12 protein-coding genes are annotated in these 17,631 nt (G+C 55.5%); 7 read left to right on the forward strand and 5 right to left on the reverse strand.

Translation table 11 applies throughout. The features are described from left to right. Position 1 precedes the first annotated feature (1 nt). Positions 2-1,423 carry a cytochrome ubiquinol oxidase subunit I gene (locus WFL93_RS22105; protein WP_007890347.1) on the reverse strand — a complete coding sequence of 474 codons (1,422 nt, stop codon included), beginning with the start codon at positions 1,421-1,423 and terminating at the stop codon, positions 2-4. A gap of 567 nt (positions 1,424-1,990) precedes the next feature. Here WFL93_RS22105 and yghX point away from each other — a divergent pair. After that, positions 1,991-2,881, forward strand: a complete 891-nt coding sequence (gene yghX / locus WFL93_RS22110; protein ID WP_180822435.1) for a YghX family hydrolase — start codon at positions 1,991-1,993, stop codon at positions 2,879-2,881. 158 nt (positions 2,882-3,039) lie between these two features. On the opposite strand, the gene WFL93_RS22115 is transcribed toward yghX, so the two are convergent. Then, the gene (locus tag WFL93_RS22115) at positions 3,040-3,405 is read right to left on the reverse strand and encodes a winged helix-turn-helix transcriptional regulator (RefSeq protein WP_049850690.1); all 366 of its coding nucleotides are present in this window, start codon (positions 3,403-3,405) and stop codon (positions 3,040-3,042) included. Positions 3,406-3,506: 101 nt separating this feature from the next. Here WFL93_RS22115 and WFL93_RS22120 point away from each other — a divergent pair, with 101 nt between their 5' ends. Both WFL93_RS22120 and treF read left to right on the forward strand, forming a co-directional pair. After that, positions 3,507-4,361: an SDR family oxidoreductase gene (locus tag WFL93_RS22120; protein WP_336779048.1), complete on the forward strand. Its 855-nt coding sequence runs from the start codon at positions 3,507-3,509 to the stop codon at positions 4,359-4,361. A 359-nt stretch (positions 4,362-4,720) separates the two neighbouring features. Beyond that, complete coding sequence (treF, locus tag WFL93_RS22125) at positions 4,721-6,379, forward strand: alpha,alpha-trehalase TreF (RefSeq protein ID WP_052013369.1); 1,659 nt, start codon at positions 4,721-4,723, stop codon at positions 6,377-6,379. A 173-nt stretch (positions 6,380-6,552) separates the two neighbouring features. Here treF and WFL93_RS22130 read toward each other — a convergent pair whose 3' ends face one another. Then, the gene (locus tag WFL93_RS22130; protein WP_336779049.1) at positions 6,553-7,371 is read right to left on the reverse strand and encodes an alpha/beta fold hydrolase; all 819 of its coding nucleotides are present in this window, start codon (positions 7,369-7,371) and stop codon (positions 6,553-6,555) included. Positions 7,372-7,588: 217 nt separating this feature from the next. Here WFL93_RS22130 and WFL93_RS22135 point away from each other — a divergent pair, with 217 nt between their 5' ends. Further along, positions 7,589-9,178: an MFS transporter gene (locus tag WFL93_RS22135; RefSeq protein ID WP_036622072.1), complete on the forward strand. Its 1,590-nt coding sequence runs from the start codon at positions 7,589-7,591 to the stop codon at positions 9,176-9,178. Here WFL93_RS22135 and WFL93_RS22140 read toward each other — a convergent pair whose 3' ends face one another. Next, on the reverse strand, positions 9,179-10,087 hold the full coding sequence (locus WFL93_RS22140) for a LysR substrate-binding domain-containing protein (RefSeq protein WP_180822439.1): 909 nt from the start codon (positions 10,085-10,087) through the stop codon (positions 9,179-9,181). It lies immediately after the preceding gene. A gap of 147 nt (positions 10,088-10,234) precedes the next feature. Here WFL93_RS22140 and WFL93_RS22145 point away from each other — a divergent pair, with 147 nt between their 5' ends. Then, entirely contained in the window at positions 10,235-12,103 is a 1,869-nt protein-coding gene (locus WFL93_RS22145; RefSeq protein ID WP_336779050.1) for an amidohydrolase, read from the forward strand. A 128-nt stretch (positions 12,104-12,231) separates the two neighbouring features. Here WFL93_RS22145 and WFL93_RS22150 read toward each other — a convergent pair whose 3' ends face one another. Further along, a complete protein-coding gene (locus tag WFL93_RS22150) occupies positions 12,232-13,188 on the reverse strand; it encodes a sensor domain-containing diguanylate cyclase (protein WP_336779051.1) in 957 nt (318 codons plus the stop codon). A gap of 397 nt (positions 13,189-13,585) precedes the next feature. Here WFL93_RS22150 and WFL93_RS22155 point away from each other — a divergent pair, with 397 nt between their 5' ends. Continuing rightward, positions 13,586-16,816, forward strand: a complete 3,231-nt coding sequence (locus WFL93_RS22155; protein ID WP_336779052.1) for a transporter substrate-binding domain-containing protein — start codon at positions 13,586-13,588, stop codon at positions 16,814-16,816. Next, positions 16,813-17,517, forward strand: a complete 705-nt coding sequence (locus WFL93_RS22160) for a response regulator transcription factor (RefSeq protein ID WP_180822443.1) — start codon at positions 16,813-16,815, stop codon at positions 17,515-17,517. Before WFL93_RS22155 ends, WFL93_RS22160 begins: the two co-directional genes overlap by 4 nt. Positions 17,518-17,631: the final 114 nt, after the last annotated feature.

Genomic DNA, 17,631 nt, shown 5'->3' on the forward strand with positions numbered 1-17,631 from the left:
CTTAGTGCTCCCCACTCTTTTCGCTATGGGTTTTCGCCGCCGACAACGGACGCGCTGGCGTGTGATGCTGACCCGGACCACCGTGATCAACCTCTTTACCTTCGCCGGTCACCGGACCCTCTTTGATCAGACGCATCATGTAGAGATAGCCGACGCCAAATACCGATGAGTAGACCAGAATAAACGCCAGCAGGCTGATGCTCATGTGCATATCGCCATGCGCTGAGACCGCATCAATGGTGCGCTGCACGCCATACACCACCCACGGCTGACGACCAATTTCGGTAGTAAACCAGCCGGCCAGAATGGCGATCAAACCCGATGGCCCCATCAGCAGCGTGAACCACAGGAACGGACGCGAGTGATACAAGCGACCTTTGAAACGCAGCCACAGGCTAACTACGCCCAGCGTAATCATCAGCAGGCCCAGCGCCACCATCACGCGGAATGACCAGAAGATGATGGTTGAGTTCGGGCGATCTTCTTTCGGGAAACTCTTCAGCGCAGGAATCTGCTTATCGAGGCTGTGCGTCAGAATCAGGCTGCCGAGATACGGAATCTCAACGGCGTACTTAGTACGCTCCTGATCCATATCCGGCACACCGAACAGAATCAGCGGCGAGGCTTCACCCGATTTATTTTCCCAGTGACCTTCAATCGCAGCGATTTTCGCTGGCTGGTGCTCAAGGGTGTTCAGACCGTGCGCATCACCAATCATCGCCTGAATCGGTGCCACGATCAGTGCCATCCACAGCGCCATCGAGAACATCTTCCGAATCGCTGGATTGTCATTGCCGCGCAGCAGATGCCACGCGCCAGACGCACCAACAAAGAAGGCGCTGGCAAGGAAGGCACCCACCGACATATGGAACAGGCGATAAGGGAATGAAGGGTTGAAGATGATTTTCAGCCAATCTTCCGGCACCACAATGCCGTTCTGAATGATGTAGCCCTGCGGCGTATGCATCCAGCTGTTTGAGGCAAGAATCCAGAAGGTGGAGAAGATGGTGCCGAGCGCCACCATGCAGGTCGCGAAGAAGTGCAAGCCAGGACCGACGCGGTTCCAGCCAAACAGCATCACGCCAAGGAAGCCCGCTTCGAGGAAGAAGGCGGTTAACACTTCATAGGTGAGCAGCGGACCGGTAATACTGCCGGCAAACTGCGAGAAACCACTCCAGTTGGTACCGAACTGGTAGGCCATCACCAGACCGGATACCACGCCCATACCGAAGTTAACGGCGAAAGCTTTCGACCAGAAATGGTAGAGATCGCGATAGGTCTCGTTACGGGTTTTCAGCCACATCCCTTCAAGCACCGCCAGGAAACTGGCGAGACCGATGGTGATGGCTGGGAAGATAATATGGAAGGAAACAGTAAAGGCGAACTGTACCCTTGCCAGATGAAAGGCATCTAATCCAAACATTGCTTACCTCATTGCCACAAATTACACCGAAATTTTTACTTATAATTAACAAGCAGAGCGCAGCGCGATATTTCGCCGTGCTTAAAGAAATGTCGCACCAATGTAAAAGCAAGCGATGCGAACGAAAAGAAACAGTGGAAGTCGGTAAAACTATAACAGTGTTTTTTGATTTCGATCATTGTTTTCAGCAGAAACTAATACTTTAAAAATCACCACGTTAAGGTTAATCACCCTCATTCATTGTGACAATATTGTTATTATCTGCGGCATATTCCCGCTGTGCTTATCAGGTAAGCACTTCATTTATTTATTTTTTAGTGCGGAGAAAAAATGGATTATTATCAGCCGGCATTTTGGCATGTAAATATTTCCGGACAGATAAACATGATCTTAATTGTTAATTAAAAGATAACCATTTTAGAACAAAAAGATATATTCCTGATGCTTATTAGTGACGTGATGTAAAGCCCGCGGCGTTAACCTGGTGCTGCATGGCATTTGCCAGCGACGGCAAGCTGTGCTTTTTTAGAGCAGTAATCAACCAGTTAAAACAGCGAAGGAGAGGTTATGGCCCGTCTTACCGCACAGGATTTCCCTCAGGAACTGCTCGAGCTTTACGATTACTACGCCCACGGAAAAATCAGCAAACGCGAATTCATCTCGATGGCGGCAAAATTCACCATTGCCGGGATGACGGGAGCCACGTTGTTAAGCGCAATGAGCCCGAACTATGCGCTGGCGCAGCAGGTGGAATTTACCGATCCGGCGATCAAACCCGAATACATTCACTATCCCTCGCCACAAGGGCACGGCGAGGTGCGCGGTTATCTGGTGCGTCCGGCCAACGCAACAGGCAAAGTGCCTGCGGTGGTGGTGGTGCACGAGAATCGTGGCCTGAATCCTTATATCGAAGATGTGGCACGACGCGTGGCAAAAGCCGGTTATATCGCGCTGGCGCCGGATGGCTTGAGCTCGCTGGGCGGCTACCCGGGCAATGATGACGAAGGCAAAACCATGCAGGCCAAAGTCGATCCCACCAAATTGATGAATGACTTCTTCGCCGCGATTGATTTCCTGATGCATCACGAGGAAGGCACCGGCAAAGTGGGCATTACCGGCTTCTGCTACGGCGGCGGCGTGGCGAATGCCGCAGCGGTGGCATTTCCCGATCTAGCCTGCGCCGTGCCGTTTTACGGACGTCAGCCTAAAGCCGAGGATGTGCCGCGCATCAAAGCGCCGTTGCTGCTGCACTATGCCGCGTTGGATAAAGGCATCAATGAAGGCTGGCCCGCCTATGAAGAGGCGCTGAAAGCCAACCATAAAGTTTATGAAGGCTATGTGTATCCGGGCGTGAATCATGGCTTCCATAATGATTCGACGCCGCGCTATGACAAAGCCGCCGCCGAGTTGGCCTGGAGCCGCACACTGGGCTGGTTTGAGAAGTATTTGCATGCCTGATGCCATGCATGGCGTGATGCCGCTCAGTTAAGCGCTAAGCGACTTTCGTTCGCCATCGGCTGGATGGGATGTCGCCTCAACACCCGCGCTGCTGCAATGCCTATTCCTGAATCATCATCGCTGTAACGCCTGTAGGGTCGCCATTCATGGCGACCGCTTCAATGCGCAGGCTTCAAAATGCGATGCACGTTGCTCTCCAGCCAATCTGCTAGCCCGGTCACCTGCCCTTCCACTTCGCGGCCTAGCGACGTTAAGCGATATTCCACATGCGGCGGCACCACTTCATAGGCGATGCGCTCAACAAAACCATCCTCTTCCATATAGCGCAGCGTCTGCGCCAGCATGCGTTCGCTGACGCCACCAATCTTGCGACGCAGCTCGCTAAAACGCAGGGTGTCTTCGCGCAGCGCCAGTAAAATCAGTACGCTCCAGCGACTGGTAATGCGTTTTAGTACTTCGCGCGAAGGACAATTGACGTTAAGCAACTCGCCGCGCGTAAATTTTTCACTCATCTTTTCAGACATTTATCTTGCCTTCTGCAAACTAACAAATCTGTAAGTACTTACTATAAGTTAGCTTATCCCGTAGGCTGTTTTCATTCCAGCTGAAACTGAAGGAGAACATCATGATTGCGATTACCGGCGCCACTGGCCAACTGGGCCGTTTGGTGATTAACGAGTTATTGAAAAAAGTGCCCGCCAGCGACGTGATTGCAGCGGTGCGTTCACCTGAGAAAGCGACCGATCTTCAAGCGCTAGGCATCACGCTGCGTGCGGCGGATTACAGCAAACCGGAAACTCTTCAAAGCGCATTTGCCGGTGTTGATAAGCTGCTGCTGATTTCATCCAGCGAAGTCGGCCAGCGTGAAGCACAGCACAAAGCCGTGATCGACGCCGCCAAGGCAGCGGGCGTGAGCTTTATCGCTTACACCAGCTTGCTACATGCCGAGTCTTCACCACTGGGTTTAGGCGTTGAGCATCGCGCTACTGAAGCGCAGCTGAAAGCGTCAGGCATTCCGTTTGCGCTGCTGCGCAACGGCTGGTACACCGAGAATTATGCCGCGAGCATTGCCCCAGCGCTGGCGCATCATGCCTTTATTGGTGCGGTGGGCGAAGGTCGCATCTCATCGGCTGCGCGTAGTGATTATGCGGCCGCAGCGGCAGAGGTGATTAGCCGTGACGATCAGGCTGGCAAAGTGTATGAGCTGGCCGGTGACGACAGCTACACGCTGGCGCAGTTTAGTGCCGAGATCGCCAAACAGTCTGGTGAGCCCGTGGACTACATCAACCTGCCGCAGGCGGAGTTCGCCGCCGCGCTGAAAGGCGCCGGGCTGCCGGATGGATTGTCCGAGATGCTGGCGGATTCCGATGCCGGTGCCGAGAAAGGCGGTTTGTTCGATGATAGTCACACCCTGAGCAAGCTGATTGGCCGCCCAACCACGCCGTATGCGGATGTGATTAAGGCAGTGTTGCAGAAGTAAGCGTAAAAAGGTCGGCATAAATGCCGACCCTACGCGATTTTGTAGGGTTGGCATTTATGCCAACCTGGTTAATCACCGTTGCGTTTGCCATAAATTGATCAAGCCATCCCGCCCTTTTTCACGCCAATATTAGCGATTTTCTTAATTACAGATAATTCTGTGCAGTTATTTAAACATCCATCCTAAAAGCCGCTTTCAATTCCTGAAATATAGTCCGTTGTAATCGCTGAAAAATCGTAAAAACCCGCGATCCATCGACATGATTTATTACGTTCATAGATAATTCGCATTGTTGTTTCGCCCGTTCAGAGCTCTATAATTTGTTCTTTACGCATTCAAGAATTTACCAGGAGGCTGCTATTAATACTAACCAACAGCAATATAACGCTTTCGAGGATCGACGCGCAGATGCTGAACTGGAGTATCAATATAATCCTCATGAATTTGTCCGCGAAGGTATGCAAGATTCGGAGCCGGAACCTGAGCTGATCGAAGGTCTTCCCGCGCCGGATGCGCTGACGCCTGCCGATCGCTACATGGAACTGTTTGAGCAGGTGCAGACTTCGCACATATTTGCCGACAGCAAAACCTTCCCGGACTGTGCGCCTAAATTCGACCCGCTGGATATTTTAATCCGCTTTCGCCGGCGTAAACGTGCAGCGGATTTTGATCTGGAAAAATTCGTGCACGAACATTTTTATTCACCGCAGGTGAATGAGAGCTTTTATGTTTCTAATCCGGATAAAACCTTAACGGAACATATAGACGATCTATGGCCAGTGTTAACCAAAATGCCGCAGCAACATTTAGCGCATTCCTCGCTGCTGCCGCTGCCAAAACCTTATGTGGTGCCGGGCGGTCGATTTGGAGAAACCTATTACTGGGACTCCTACTTCAGCATGCTTGGCCTCGCCGATGCGGGACGCGACGATCTGCTGCGCCATATGGCGGACAACTTCGCCTGGTTGATTGATAACTACGGTCACGTGCCAAACGGCAACCGGACATACTATCTCAGCCGTTCGCAGCCGCCGGTGTTTGCGCTGATGGTGGAACTGTTCGAAGAGGATGGCATTCGCGGCGCGAAACGCTATCTCGATCAGTTAATGAAAGAGTACCAATTCTGGATGGATGGCGCGGGCGAACTGATGCCGCATCAGGCCTATCGCCATGTGGTGCGCATGCCAGATGGTTCGCTGCTGAACCGTTACTGGGATGACCGCGACACGCCGCGTGATGAGTCATGGCTAGAAGATATTGAAACCGCGAAAAAATCGGGACGTCCGGCGAACGAAGTGTATCGCGATCTGCGTGCCGGTGCCGCATCAGGCTGGGATTACTCTTCACGCTGGCTGCGCGACCCGCAGCGTCTGGCGAGTATTCGCACCACACAATTTATCCCGATCGATCTCAACGCGTTCCTCTACAAGCTGGAACTGATGATTTCGACGCTATCGCATGCCAAGGGCGAAGAGCTGACGGCGCTGGCATGGCAGAAAAAAGCCGATGCGCGTAAGCAGGCAATTCACCGCTACCTGTGGGATAACACCGCCGGGGTTTATCGTGACTACGACTGGCGTCGCGAGCGCTTTGGCGCCTTCACCGCCGCTGCAGTGGTGCCACTGTTCCTCGGCCTCGCGTCGCCCGAACAGGCGCACCTGCAGGCCGTGGCGCTGCGTCATTTGCTGTTGACGCAAGGCGGCTTGTTAACGTCGATGGTGGAGAGCGGCGAGCAGTGGGATAAACCGAATGCCTGGGCTCCGCTGCAGTGGATGGCGGTGGTCGGTTTGAATCATTACGGCGAAGAGACGCTGGCGACGGAAATTGCCGTCAACTGGCTGAATACGGTGAATAATTTCTATACGCTGCACCATAAGCTGGTAGAGAAATATGACATCAGCGGCGATCGTGCCCGTCCGGGCGGCGGCGGCGAATATCCGCTGCAGGATGGTTTCGGCTGGACCAACGGTGTTACCCGCCGATTGATGACGATGTATGGGCATTTACTGGCGGATTGAGATGGTGCGCTGATGCCCTAAATGCCCTCACCCTAGCCCTCTCCCGCAAGCAGGAGAGGGAATAATTAGGGGTGAGAAGATTAAATATTGCAGCAGACAGTCATAACGTATTCGCTGGATCAGTCCCCTCTCCCGCCTGCGGGAGAGGGTTAGGGTGAGGGAAAAACCACGCCTTACTTCTGTAAAAACGCCAGCAAATCTACATTCAGCTGATCCTGATGCGTCACCGCAAAGCCATGCGGGCCGTTCTCGTAAACCTTCAATTCCGAACCTTTAATCAGCTCATGCACCAGTTTACCGGTGGCTTCAAACGGCACGATCTGATCGTTACTGCCATGGATCACCAGCGTTGGTACATCAACCTTAGCGATATCTGCGCGGAAATCGGTCTCGGAGAAGGCGGTCACACAATCAATAGTGCCTTTGAGCGATGCCAGCAGCGCAATATTTAGAGTCTGCGTCAGCACGCCGTCAGAAACTGTTTGCCCAGCGTTGATGCCATAGAACGGCGTAGCGAACTCTTTGATAAACTGCGCCCGATCTTTACGTAAGCCATCTTTAATGCCATCAAACACCGACTGCTCAACGCCCTCAGGATGATCGGCGGTTTTACCGAAGATAGGCGTGACCGCGCCCAGCAGAACTAAACCTTTCACTTTCTCCGTACCGTAACGCCCGATATAGCGCGACACATCGCCGCCGCCCATTGAGAAGCCCACCAGCGTCACCTCATTCAACTGCAGATGCTCAATCAGACCCTGAATATCATCGGCAAAGGTATCGTAGTCGTAGCCTTCCCACGGCTGCTCGGAGCGACCAAAGCCGCGACGGTCAAAAGCAATGACGCGGTAGCCACGTTCAGCCAGAAAATTCAGCTGGCTATCCCACATATCGGCATCCAGCGGCCAGCCGTGACTAAACAGCACCGGTTGACCTTTACCCCAATCTTTAAAATAGAGGTTAACGCCGTCTTTCGTCTTGAATGTGCTCATGTTTTTTGCTCCGTAAGTGAGTGATGTTGTGTCTGCCAATCAAACTACATCGAGCGAGGGGAAAAACCTAAAGCAGAGATTTTGACAACTTGTTCAATCTTTTTTGCGGCTCAAGCGCTGTTAAAAAAGCCTGGACAAGTTGATGGATTTTTTCCGCTATCAAGCAGACTGCAGGCTTCGTAAGGTGCTTACATCGCACTCTTACAGGAACATGATAATGAGCCAGCCCCAATCAGCCACGCCGCGCAGCGGTGCCTTCTCTCCCTTCGGTTACGGGCTATTCGCCCTGATCTGGACCGCCTCGGTACTCGGCAATACCGGCAGCTTTATCCGCGATGTCGCCAGCGCCTGGCTGGTGACCGGCTTATCCGATAACCCCACCGCCGTGGCGCTGATGCAAACCGCTGCGACCTTGCCGGTGTTCCTGCTGGCGCTGCCCGCGGGCGTGCTGTCAGATATTGTTGACCGCCGCCGCTTGCTGATTGTAGTGCAAATATTAATGGCCAGCGTCAGCGGCACCCTGCTGCTGCTGTCGCATAACCACTGGCTGACCGTCGAATGGTTAATCGGGCTGACCTTCGTCGGCGGGATTGGCGCAGCGCTGTTTGGTCCTGCCTGGCAGGCAATTGTGCCGGAGCTGGTGCCGCGTCATGAGTTGAAAAACGCCGTGGCACTCAACTCGCTCGGCATCAACATCGCGCGCGCCATCGGTCCAGCCACGGGCGGGTTACTGCTGGCCAGTTTCGGGGCGATGGCGGCCTACGGGGCGGATGTGGCGAGCTACTTTTTCGTTATCGCCGCGCTGCTGTACTGGAAGCGTCCGGCGAAAGCCAAAACCGAGCTGAATGAACACTTCTTCGGCGCGTTCCGTGCTGGCTTGCGTTACGTGCGCGCCAGCCACGATCTGCACCGTGTGTTATTGCGTGCCGCGCTGTACTTCGCCTTCGCCAGCGCCATTTGGGCGTTACTGCCGTTAGTCGCCCGCAACATGCTACAAGGCACCGCTGGCTTCTACGGCTTGCTGCTCGGCGCGGTGGGCGGCGGTGCCATTGCCGGCGCGCTGCTGCTGCCGCGTCTGCGCAGCGCAATGAGTCATGATGGCCTGCTGCTGCTCTCTGCGGTGCTGAGCGCGCTAGTGATGCTGGGATTAGCCATGAGTCCGCCGCAGTGGCTGGCGCTGCTGCTGATGTTGGTATTGGGCGTGGGCTGGATTATCGCGCTCACGACGTTGAACGGCGTCGCGCAAGCGGTGCTGCCCGATTGGGTGCGCGGTCGCGGTTTAGCGGTCTATTTGATGGTGTTCAACGGCACGCTGGCGGGCGGCAGCCTGGCATGGGGCTTAATCGCCCAACATATCGGCCTGGCCAATACGCTGCTGATCGCCGGAGCGGGCCTGATTATCAGCGCGCTGCTGCTGAAACGTCTGGTGTTGCCAGCCGGTGAAGCCGATCTGCAGCCGGCGCTGCACTGGGTGGAACCGCAGGTGGATGCCAACCTCGATGTGCGTCAGGGGCCGGTATTGATTCAGATTCGCTATCGCGTGATGCCAGAAGATCGCGCCGCGTTCAAACTGGCTATTCATAAGCTGGCGCAGTCACGCCGCCGCGATGGCGCTTACTCATGGGGATTGATGGCGCAAACTGACGACCCCAACGCGCTGCTGGAGTGGTTTCTGGTGGAGTCGTGGCAGGAGCATTTGCGTCAGCACCAGCGCGTTTCCCACGCTGATGCTGCGCTGCAACAGGCGGTGCTGCAATATCATCAGGGCGAAGATGCGCCGCAGGTCAGCCACCATATCGCCATCTGATTACGCGGGCAGGTAGATATCATGCAAACCTGGCAGCGTGAGGAGATGCTCTCGCCACCAGGTGGCGGCATTACCGCAGGCGCTTTCGTTCCATGCCAGGTACGCCATATCGCGACGGCATTCGCTATCCAGCTGGCGCGCCACCAGCGCCCCACTTGCCAGATGTGGACGCGCCAGATAGAGCGGCAAATAGCCGCAGCCAAGGCCATCCAGCTGCGCCTGCAGCTTGGTGGGGAAATCGTGCACGCTCAAGGTTTTCTGTTCATCCAGCACGCGTAAATCAACGCCCGCCCCGTGACGCGAGGAGTCATGCACGGTGACGGCGCGATACTGGCGAATCAGTTCGCGCTGCAGCGGCTCCGCTGCACTGGCTAACGGATGCCCGGGCGCAACCGCGAACACGTATTCCAGCCAGCCGAGCGGTTGGCAGACGATCTCTTTGCGCGTGGCGGGCTCTTGCACCGCGCCAAAGACAATGTCCGCTTCGCCATAGTTAAGCGCTTCCCAACAGCCGGAGAGCACGTCCTGACGGAACTGCAGTTGGGTATGTGGATGCTGCTGATAAAACGCATCAATCAACGGCGTCAGCAGGCTAAACGGCACGGAGGCATCTACGCTTATTACCAGCTGGCTTTCCCAACCGCTCTCCACGTAGCGCGCCTGCTGTTCCAGTTCATTCACCGCGCGCAGCAGCGTGCGCCCTTTATCGAGCATCAGGCGCCCGGTCGGCGTAAAGGTGGCGCGATGACCAGAACGATCGAGCAGCGTGATTTTCAGGTCGCTCTCCATCTTCTGCACGGTGTAACTCAATGCCGAGGCGGTTTTGAATAGTCGCGCGGCCGCCGCCGCAAAGGTGCCGTGGCGATCCAGCGCGTCCAGAATCAACAGCGCCTCAAGGTTTAAACGCATTGCCCCCCCTCCCCAAAATTTGTTGAACAACAAACCAAAAACAATCCGTTATCAATAACTGCTCTCATTTCGTATTTTTTTAACCACCGAAGCAAGCGCTTTAACACTGACTCAGCCACGCAATGCGAAATCTTTTGGAGAAAAACCATGACAACGGCCTCACTGATTTTCACTAACGGCAAGTTCCACACGGTAGATCGTGCCAATCCGCTGGCCACAGCGGTGGCAATTAAAGACGGCAAATTTCTCGCGGTCGGCAGTGAAGCCGAGGTGATGCGCTTCGCCGGAAGTGACACACAAATTATTGATGCCAAAGGTCACACCGGTATTCCTGGCCTCAACGATTCGCATCTGCACCTGATTCGCGGCGGGCTGAATTACAATCTTGAGCTGCGCTGGGAAGGCGTGCCGTCGCTGGTGGATGCGTTGCGCATGCTGCGTGACCAGGCGCTGCGCACGCCGTCGCCGCAGTGGGTGCGCGTGGTCGGCGGCTGGACCGAGTTCCAGTTTGCCGAACGCCGCATGCCGACGCTGGATGAGATCAACGCCGCCGCGCCTGACACGCCGGTATTTATCCTGCACCTGTACGATCGCGCCCTGCTCAACCGCGCCGCGCTGCGCGTGGTGGGTTACACCAAAGACACGCCGAACCCGCCGGGTGGCGAGATTCAGCGCGACAGCAACGGCAATCCAACCGGGATGCTGATCGCCCGTCCCAACGCCATGCTGCTGTACGCCACGCTGGCGAAAGGTCCAAAACTGCCGCTGGAGCAGCAGGTGAACTCGACGCGTCAGTTTATGCGTGAGCTAAATCGCCTCGGCCTGACCAGCGCTATCGATGCCGGCGGTGGTTTCCAAAACTTTCCAGATGATTACGATGTGATTTCCGAACTGCATGCCAAAAAGCAGCTGACGGTGCGCATTGCCTACAACCTTTTCACCCAGAATCCCGGCCAGGAACTGCAGGATTTCGCACGCTGGACCGATATGCTGAAGCCCGGCCAGGGCACCGATTTCCTGCGTCACAACGGCGCCGGGGAAATGCTGGTGTTCTCAGCCGCCGATTTTGAAGATTTTCTCGAACCGCGTCCGGATTTAGCGCCCGGCATGGAAGATGAGCTGGAGCGCGTGGTACGCCATTTGGTGGAACACCGCTGGCCGTTCCGCCTGCACGCCACCTATAACGAATCGATTAGCCGCATGCTCGACGTTTTCGAGAAAGTGAACCGCGATATTCCGTTTAACGGTTTGCACTGGTTCTTCGACCACGCGGAGACCATCACTGAAGCCAATATTGAACGCGTGAAGGCGCTCGGCGGCGGCCTGGCGGTGCAGCATCGTATGGCGTTTCAGGGCGAATATTTTGTCGATCGCTACGGCAAAGAGGCAGCAAAACAGACGCCGCCGGTGGCGCGCATGCTGGAAGCCGGGGTGCCGGTAGGATTGGGTACCGATGCCACGCGTGTCGCCAGCTACAACCCGTGGACCGCGCTCTACTGGCTGGTGTCCGGTCGCACCGTCGGCGGCATGCAACTGTACGATGATAATGCACGCATTGACCGCGAAACCGCGCTGATGCTGTGGACCAAAGGTAGCGCCTGGTTCTCCAATGAGCAGAGTGCTAAGGGCGAGATCAAAGTCGGCCAGCTGGCGGATCTGGTGCTGCTGTCGAAAGATTTCTTCAGCGTGCCAGAAGAGGAGATCAAAGGCATTGAATCGGTGCTGACGCTGGTGGATGGCGAAGTGGTGTATGCCGCGGGTGGCTTCACGCCGCTGTCACCGCCACCGGTGCCGGTGCTGCCCGAGTGGTCGCCGGTGGTAACGGTGCCAGGCCACTATCGCAGCGCCCCGCCGCAGGCCAATGGCCGCGCTGCGATGATGCCGAAAGTGCATCAATGCAGCGGACCGTGCGGCGTGCATAGTCACGCGCACGATGTCGCACGCCAGTCATCGGTGCCGGTGTCGGATAATAATGCGTTCTGGGGCGCGCTGGGCTGTTCGTGTTTTGCGTTTTAGTCCTCTGCGGGCTGGTGCCCTCACCCTGACCCTCTCCCACAGGGAGAGGGAAACGCTGCCACATGTAATAACGTATTCGCTCGGTCTGTTCCCTCTCCCGCTTGCGGGAGAGGGTTAGGGTGAGGGCATCAAAGCGCAGAGGATGCCAACCCAAACCCCTGCTTACCGTTCTTCTTAATCTGATACATCGCCTCATCGGCACGCGTCAGCGCATCATCAAAACCGTCACGCTCCTGCACCTGGGCAATACCAATCGACGCACCAATCTGCGCGTGACCGTTATCAATATCAAACGGCGTCAGCGCCGCATCCAGCACCGCCTGCAGCATAATCCGCACTTTGGGATAGTCGATAAGAAACGGCATCAGCAGCACAAACTCATCGCCACCCAGGCGGCCAATCACCACGTTCGGTGGCACCACGTCGATGATGCGCTGGCTAAGCTGAATCAGCACCTCATCGCCGCTGCGGTGTCCCAGCGTGTCGTTAACGTGTTTAAAGTTGTCGAGATCAATAAACGCCACACACAGCGGTCCCTGCGCTTTCAGCTTGCTGAACTGCGTGTGCAACGCGTGGCGGTTGGTCAGCCCGGTCAGCGGATCGTGATGCGCCAAAGACGAGAGCTGCGCTTCGTACTGCTTCTCTTTGGTCATATCAATGTGCGTGCCGGTGACCTTGATCGGGTTGCCTGCCTCATCCCATTCGGTAACGCGCCCGCGATCCAGCACCCATTTGATCTGGTCATTCTTGCCCAGCATGCGGTGCAGCGCTTCGTAGTAAGGCGCGCGCCCTTCAATGTGATCGTAAAAGGCTTTCAGCACTTCGTCAGCGTCGTCCGGATGCAGACGTTCGCGCCACACGTCGAACTGCGCTTTGGTCTCTTTCGGCTGGAAACCCAGCATTGCGCCCCAGCGACGATTAAATATCACCAGCTTGCCGCTGGGAATATCCAGCTGCCACAAACAAAGACCGGTTCCGTCCAGCGCTGCACTCAGCTTGTTACGCGCGTCATGCGCTATACGCTTCAATCGCGCATTATGCTTTTTCAGGTTTTGAATCTGCTGACGCAGCGCTTCTTCGGACATGATTGGCTGAGGGAGAGGAAATAAGCGCTATTTTGCCTGCCAGGAAGTTTCTGTAAATAAAACAAATGAAAAGCCGATTAGCAGCGGTAAATTGCGCCGACTTCAGGAGTAACGTCGAAACTATGCAGCAAAAACAGCTGACTTAACTTAATTAAGTACCAGCCATAAGTACATCACTTCCCCTTCTCGTGCGCGGCTGCGCTTTTTCATAACAAACCGTCCTAATACGAAACTAAGAAAATTCTTAGTTTTATTTAATTATTGTTGCGCTGCGTACCGCTGTGAGAAGTCATCTGGCGCATTGAAGTCGCGTCGATAGGCTGCACCGCCACGCTGGCCGTGCATGACGCAGGCATTGATGACTGAGAACTGATTCGTGGGCAAACGCATTCTAAGCATGATTTTTCTATTGGGCTTTTCCCTCTCTGCCTGGAGTGCCTCCCCGCTCAATTTCACACCGCGTTATGGCTTAGTGGCGCCGGAAGTCACCCTGAATCCTGCCAGTCAGCAATGGCAAACGCGCCATAAGGTGTTACGCGTTGGCATCTGGAGCCACTCGTTGCCGCCCTATTCGGTTGAGCTGGAAAAAGATGCCTTCGAAGGCCTGTCGGCCGACTATCTCGCCATCATCGCCAAAACGCTGAACCTGCCGGTAGAGATCAAAAAATTCGATAGCCGCATAGAGCTGGTTGATGCACTGAATAATCAGCAAGTCGATTTAATTCCTTACTACCCGCAGTCCGCCAATCACCAGACCAAACTAGCGCTCAGCATTCCCTATTCGCTGGCGCAAAGTGTGTTGATCAGCCGTCGCCAGGCAAAGTTTGATCGCGAGTTGAAAGATAGCCGCTATCAGCTGATGTACTACGGCGATGACGAACTGAAAGCGCTGCTGCACCAGCGCTATCCGCAGGCGACGTTAATCCCGGCCTCGCCCCCGCTGTGGGCCTACACCGATACCGCCTTTAAACAAGACGCGGTGTTCTGGAGCAATTCCGCTACCCAGCGCTATTTGTCACAGCGCGGCCTGCAGAACATCATCGAAGCACACAGCACGCCGTATACCAATGATGTCGACGCGCGCTTTGCCACCCGCGCCGGCAACGAAGCGCTGATCGCCGCGATCAACGAAATCCTGATCAATATCCCGCTGCGCAATGCGGTACAAATCGCCGAAGCCTGGGGGCTGGATTATCAATCCGTAGTGAAAAATCATCCGCTGGATCTGACTGAAGCAGAAGCCCGCTGGCTGGCGCAGCATCGCGATATCACCGTCAAATACGATCCCATGCATCTGCCTTTCACCTTTCTTGATGAAAAGCAGCGCGTGGCGGGCTTGAGCGTCGATCTGCTGAAACTGATCTCGCAGCGCACCGGCATCCGTTTTCACTACCAGCCGATGCAAGGCCTGGCCAACATGCGCGATGCGCTGGTGAATCAGCGGGATTCACTGATTGTGGTCAGCGATGCCGCCTCGCAGCAAAGTCAGCACATCAGCTACACCCGCTCTTATATCTATTCTCCCTGGGTGGTGATGACCCGCAGCGACAGCCATTGGCGCAGCTTTGATGAGATGGCGGGTAAACGTATTGGCATTTATGAGCGCTCTTACTATCGCTTTGATCTGCGTCGTCGCTGGCCAGAGATCGATTTCAATGAAAACGTTGTCTCGATTGATTCACTCGGGCAACTGCAGGAGAAGCAGGTAGACGGCTTTATCGTGCCGTATGAGTCGGCGCAGTATCTACTCAACAATCACTTTAACGATCGCTTCAAAGTGGCATTTGTGGCGCCATTGCCGATGTTTCGCATGGCGATGGCCACCAACGCGGCGGATGAGCACTTGATTGCCATCCTCAATAAAGCGCTGTCCGATATTCCCCAACCCACGCTGCAGTCGCTGATGGAGCGCTGGATTAAATACACGCCGCCGGCCACCAGCACCTCGTGGCAAAGCTATCGCAGCTACATATTACGCATTGTCGCGATAACGGGTGCTTGCCTGCTGTTTTTCCTGTGGCGCAACCATTTACTCAAATCTTCGCTGGCGAAACAGCGTCAGCACGAGCGTGAAATCAGCAACCAGCTGCATTACATCGAAACGCTGCTGGATGATGTACGCAAAGCGAAACGAGCGGCGCTGCGCGCCAGCGAAGCCAAAAGTACCTTCCTTTCGCATATGAGCCATGAAATCCGCACACCGCTGGCCGCCCTGATTGGCCTGCTGGAGATCGAACATTTGGGTCAGAGCGATCAACAGCAAAGGCAGAAGAATATCGATCTGGCGTGGCAATCCTCGCGCTCACTGCTGTCACTGGTGGGCGATATTCTCGACCTGGCGAAAATCGAATCCGGCCACTTCAGCATCCGCCTGATGCCAATGTCCTTGAGCGATGTGGTGTACGACACCGAAGCGCTGTTTCGCCAGGTTGCGCACAATAAAGGCCTGGCACTCAAGGTGATGCTGGAGATCGATCAGGATTGCGTGCTGTTCGATGCGGTGGCGCTGAAGCAGATTCTGGCGAACCTGGTGAGTAATGCCATTAAGTTTACCGCGCAGGGCGAAGTGGAAGTGGCGCTGTATCAGGCTGATATCAGCAAACCCGAGTACGTGCTGGAAGTGTGTGACAGCGGCGTTGGTCTCACGCCTGAACAGCAGCAGGCGATTTTCGAACCCTTTATTCAGGTCGATCAGGGTACGAATCGCGTGAGCGGTACTGGACTTGGACTGAATATCTGTCGCCGCCTGGCGGTAATGCTGGGCACCGAGCTGCACGTGGAGAGCGAACCCGATGCTGGCAGCGTCTTTATGCTGCGTTTCACCGCTCAACCCACCACGATAACTGCAGCCGAGGCAGAAACGCCGCAGGTGGATTCGAGCGCTCAGGTTGCCCTGCGCATGCTGATTGTGGATGACAACGCCACCAACCGCATGCTGCTGGCCCAGCAGCTGCGTTACGCCGGACATCATGTGCTGGTGGCCGACGGCGGCGAAGCGGCGCTGGCCCTGTGGCGCGAACATGAACTCGATCGGGTGATCACCGACTGCAACATGCCCGGCATGGATGGCTTCGCCTTTACGCGTCAGCTGCGCGCCGAGGAGAAATTACTCAATCGTCGTGCCGTGCCGGTTTACGGCCTGACGGCGATGGCGGAGGAGCGCGTCGCGCAACTCGCTACCCAAGCCGGTATGCATGGCTGCCTGTTTAAACCGCTGGAGCGCACGCAACTGCTGCAGGTGGTGACGGGCGCGCCGACGCATCAACCCCGCCATGACACCTTGTTAACGCTGGAAAATCTGGCGGCCAACGATCCACAAGCCTGGCGCGATCTGGTGATCACCGCCCAGCAGCAAAATGCGCGCGACCTCGCTCAGTTACAGCAAGCAGTAGAAGAAGAGGATTTCGCCAGCGCGCGTCATGCCGCACATCAACTGCTCGGCAGCGCCAAACTGCTGCATGCCGAAGCCCTACAGCACAGCTGCTTCGCCAGCGAACAGGCAGCAGAACAACACGACAGTGCGCAACTACAACACCATCTGCCCGCGGTTGTCACCGCAGTGGCAGAGCTGAATACGTTGTTCCAGCGCGCATTAGAAACCAGTGACAATGAAGAGGTGAACTCATGAAAGAAGGTGCAATCTGGCAGGTGGCGGTTTTAGACGATCATCCGCTGATCGGTAAAGCCATTCAGTATCGTCTGGCGCAGGAGGCCGATCTGGACCTGGCGGGTGCTTTCTCCCAGCGCCAGCAGCTGATGGCGTTTTTACAGCGCCATACGGTCGATGTGCTGGTGCTTGACTACATGCTCGGCGAGGACGAGCTCGATGGCCTGCAGATGGTTAAACAGCTGCGCGTGCGCTATCCCGAACTGAAAATTCTGGTCTCCTCGGCGGTGGAGAAACCGGCCATCGTGCAGCTGCTGCTGAAAGCCGGCGTGCACGGCTTTGTCGGTAAAAGTGAAGACCAGGAAGTGTTGATTACCGCGCTGCATCAGGTGTGTCGCAACAAGCGTTTTCTCACCGCCGACATGCTGATGGAGATGGATAAGTTCCACGAAAGCGATCGCGAAATGCATGACTACCTGCTGCCGCGCCAGATGGGTGATGAGATCACGCTGATCTTGCGCGAGCTGAGCCCGCGTGAACTCGAAGTGATCCGCTGCTATCTGGATGGCTTAAGCGTCACGCAGATCGCGGTCAAATATGCGCGCAGTCGCAAAACCATCAGCGGACAAAAACAGACCGCGCTGCGCAAATTAGGCTTACGATCCGATCTGGAGTTGTTCAAATACAAAGATCATTTCAATGATCTGGTGGTGCAGCATTAAGGCTCTACCGGCGGGGATAAAGTGTGTTCTGTGACGCGGATCAAGGCATATTCCATGCGTCACGCTGTCATGATGTTTACTAGAATGGTAGTTTATCAGTTATCACAGACACGA

Source organism: Pantoea sp. USHLN256 (assembly GCF_037149875.1).
In the GTDB taxonomy this organism is placed as follows: domain Bacteria; phylum Pseudomonadota; class Gammaproteobacteria; order Enterobacterales; family Enterobacteriaceae; genus Pantoea; species Pantoea nemavictus.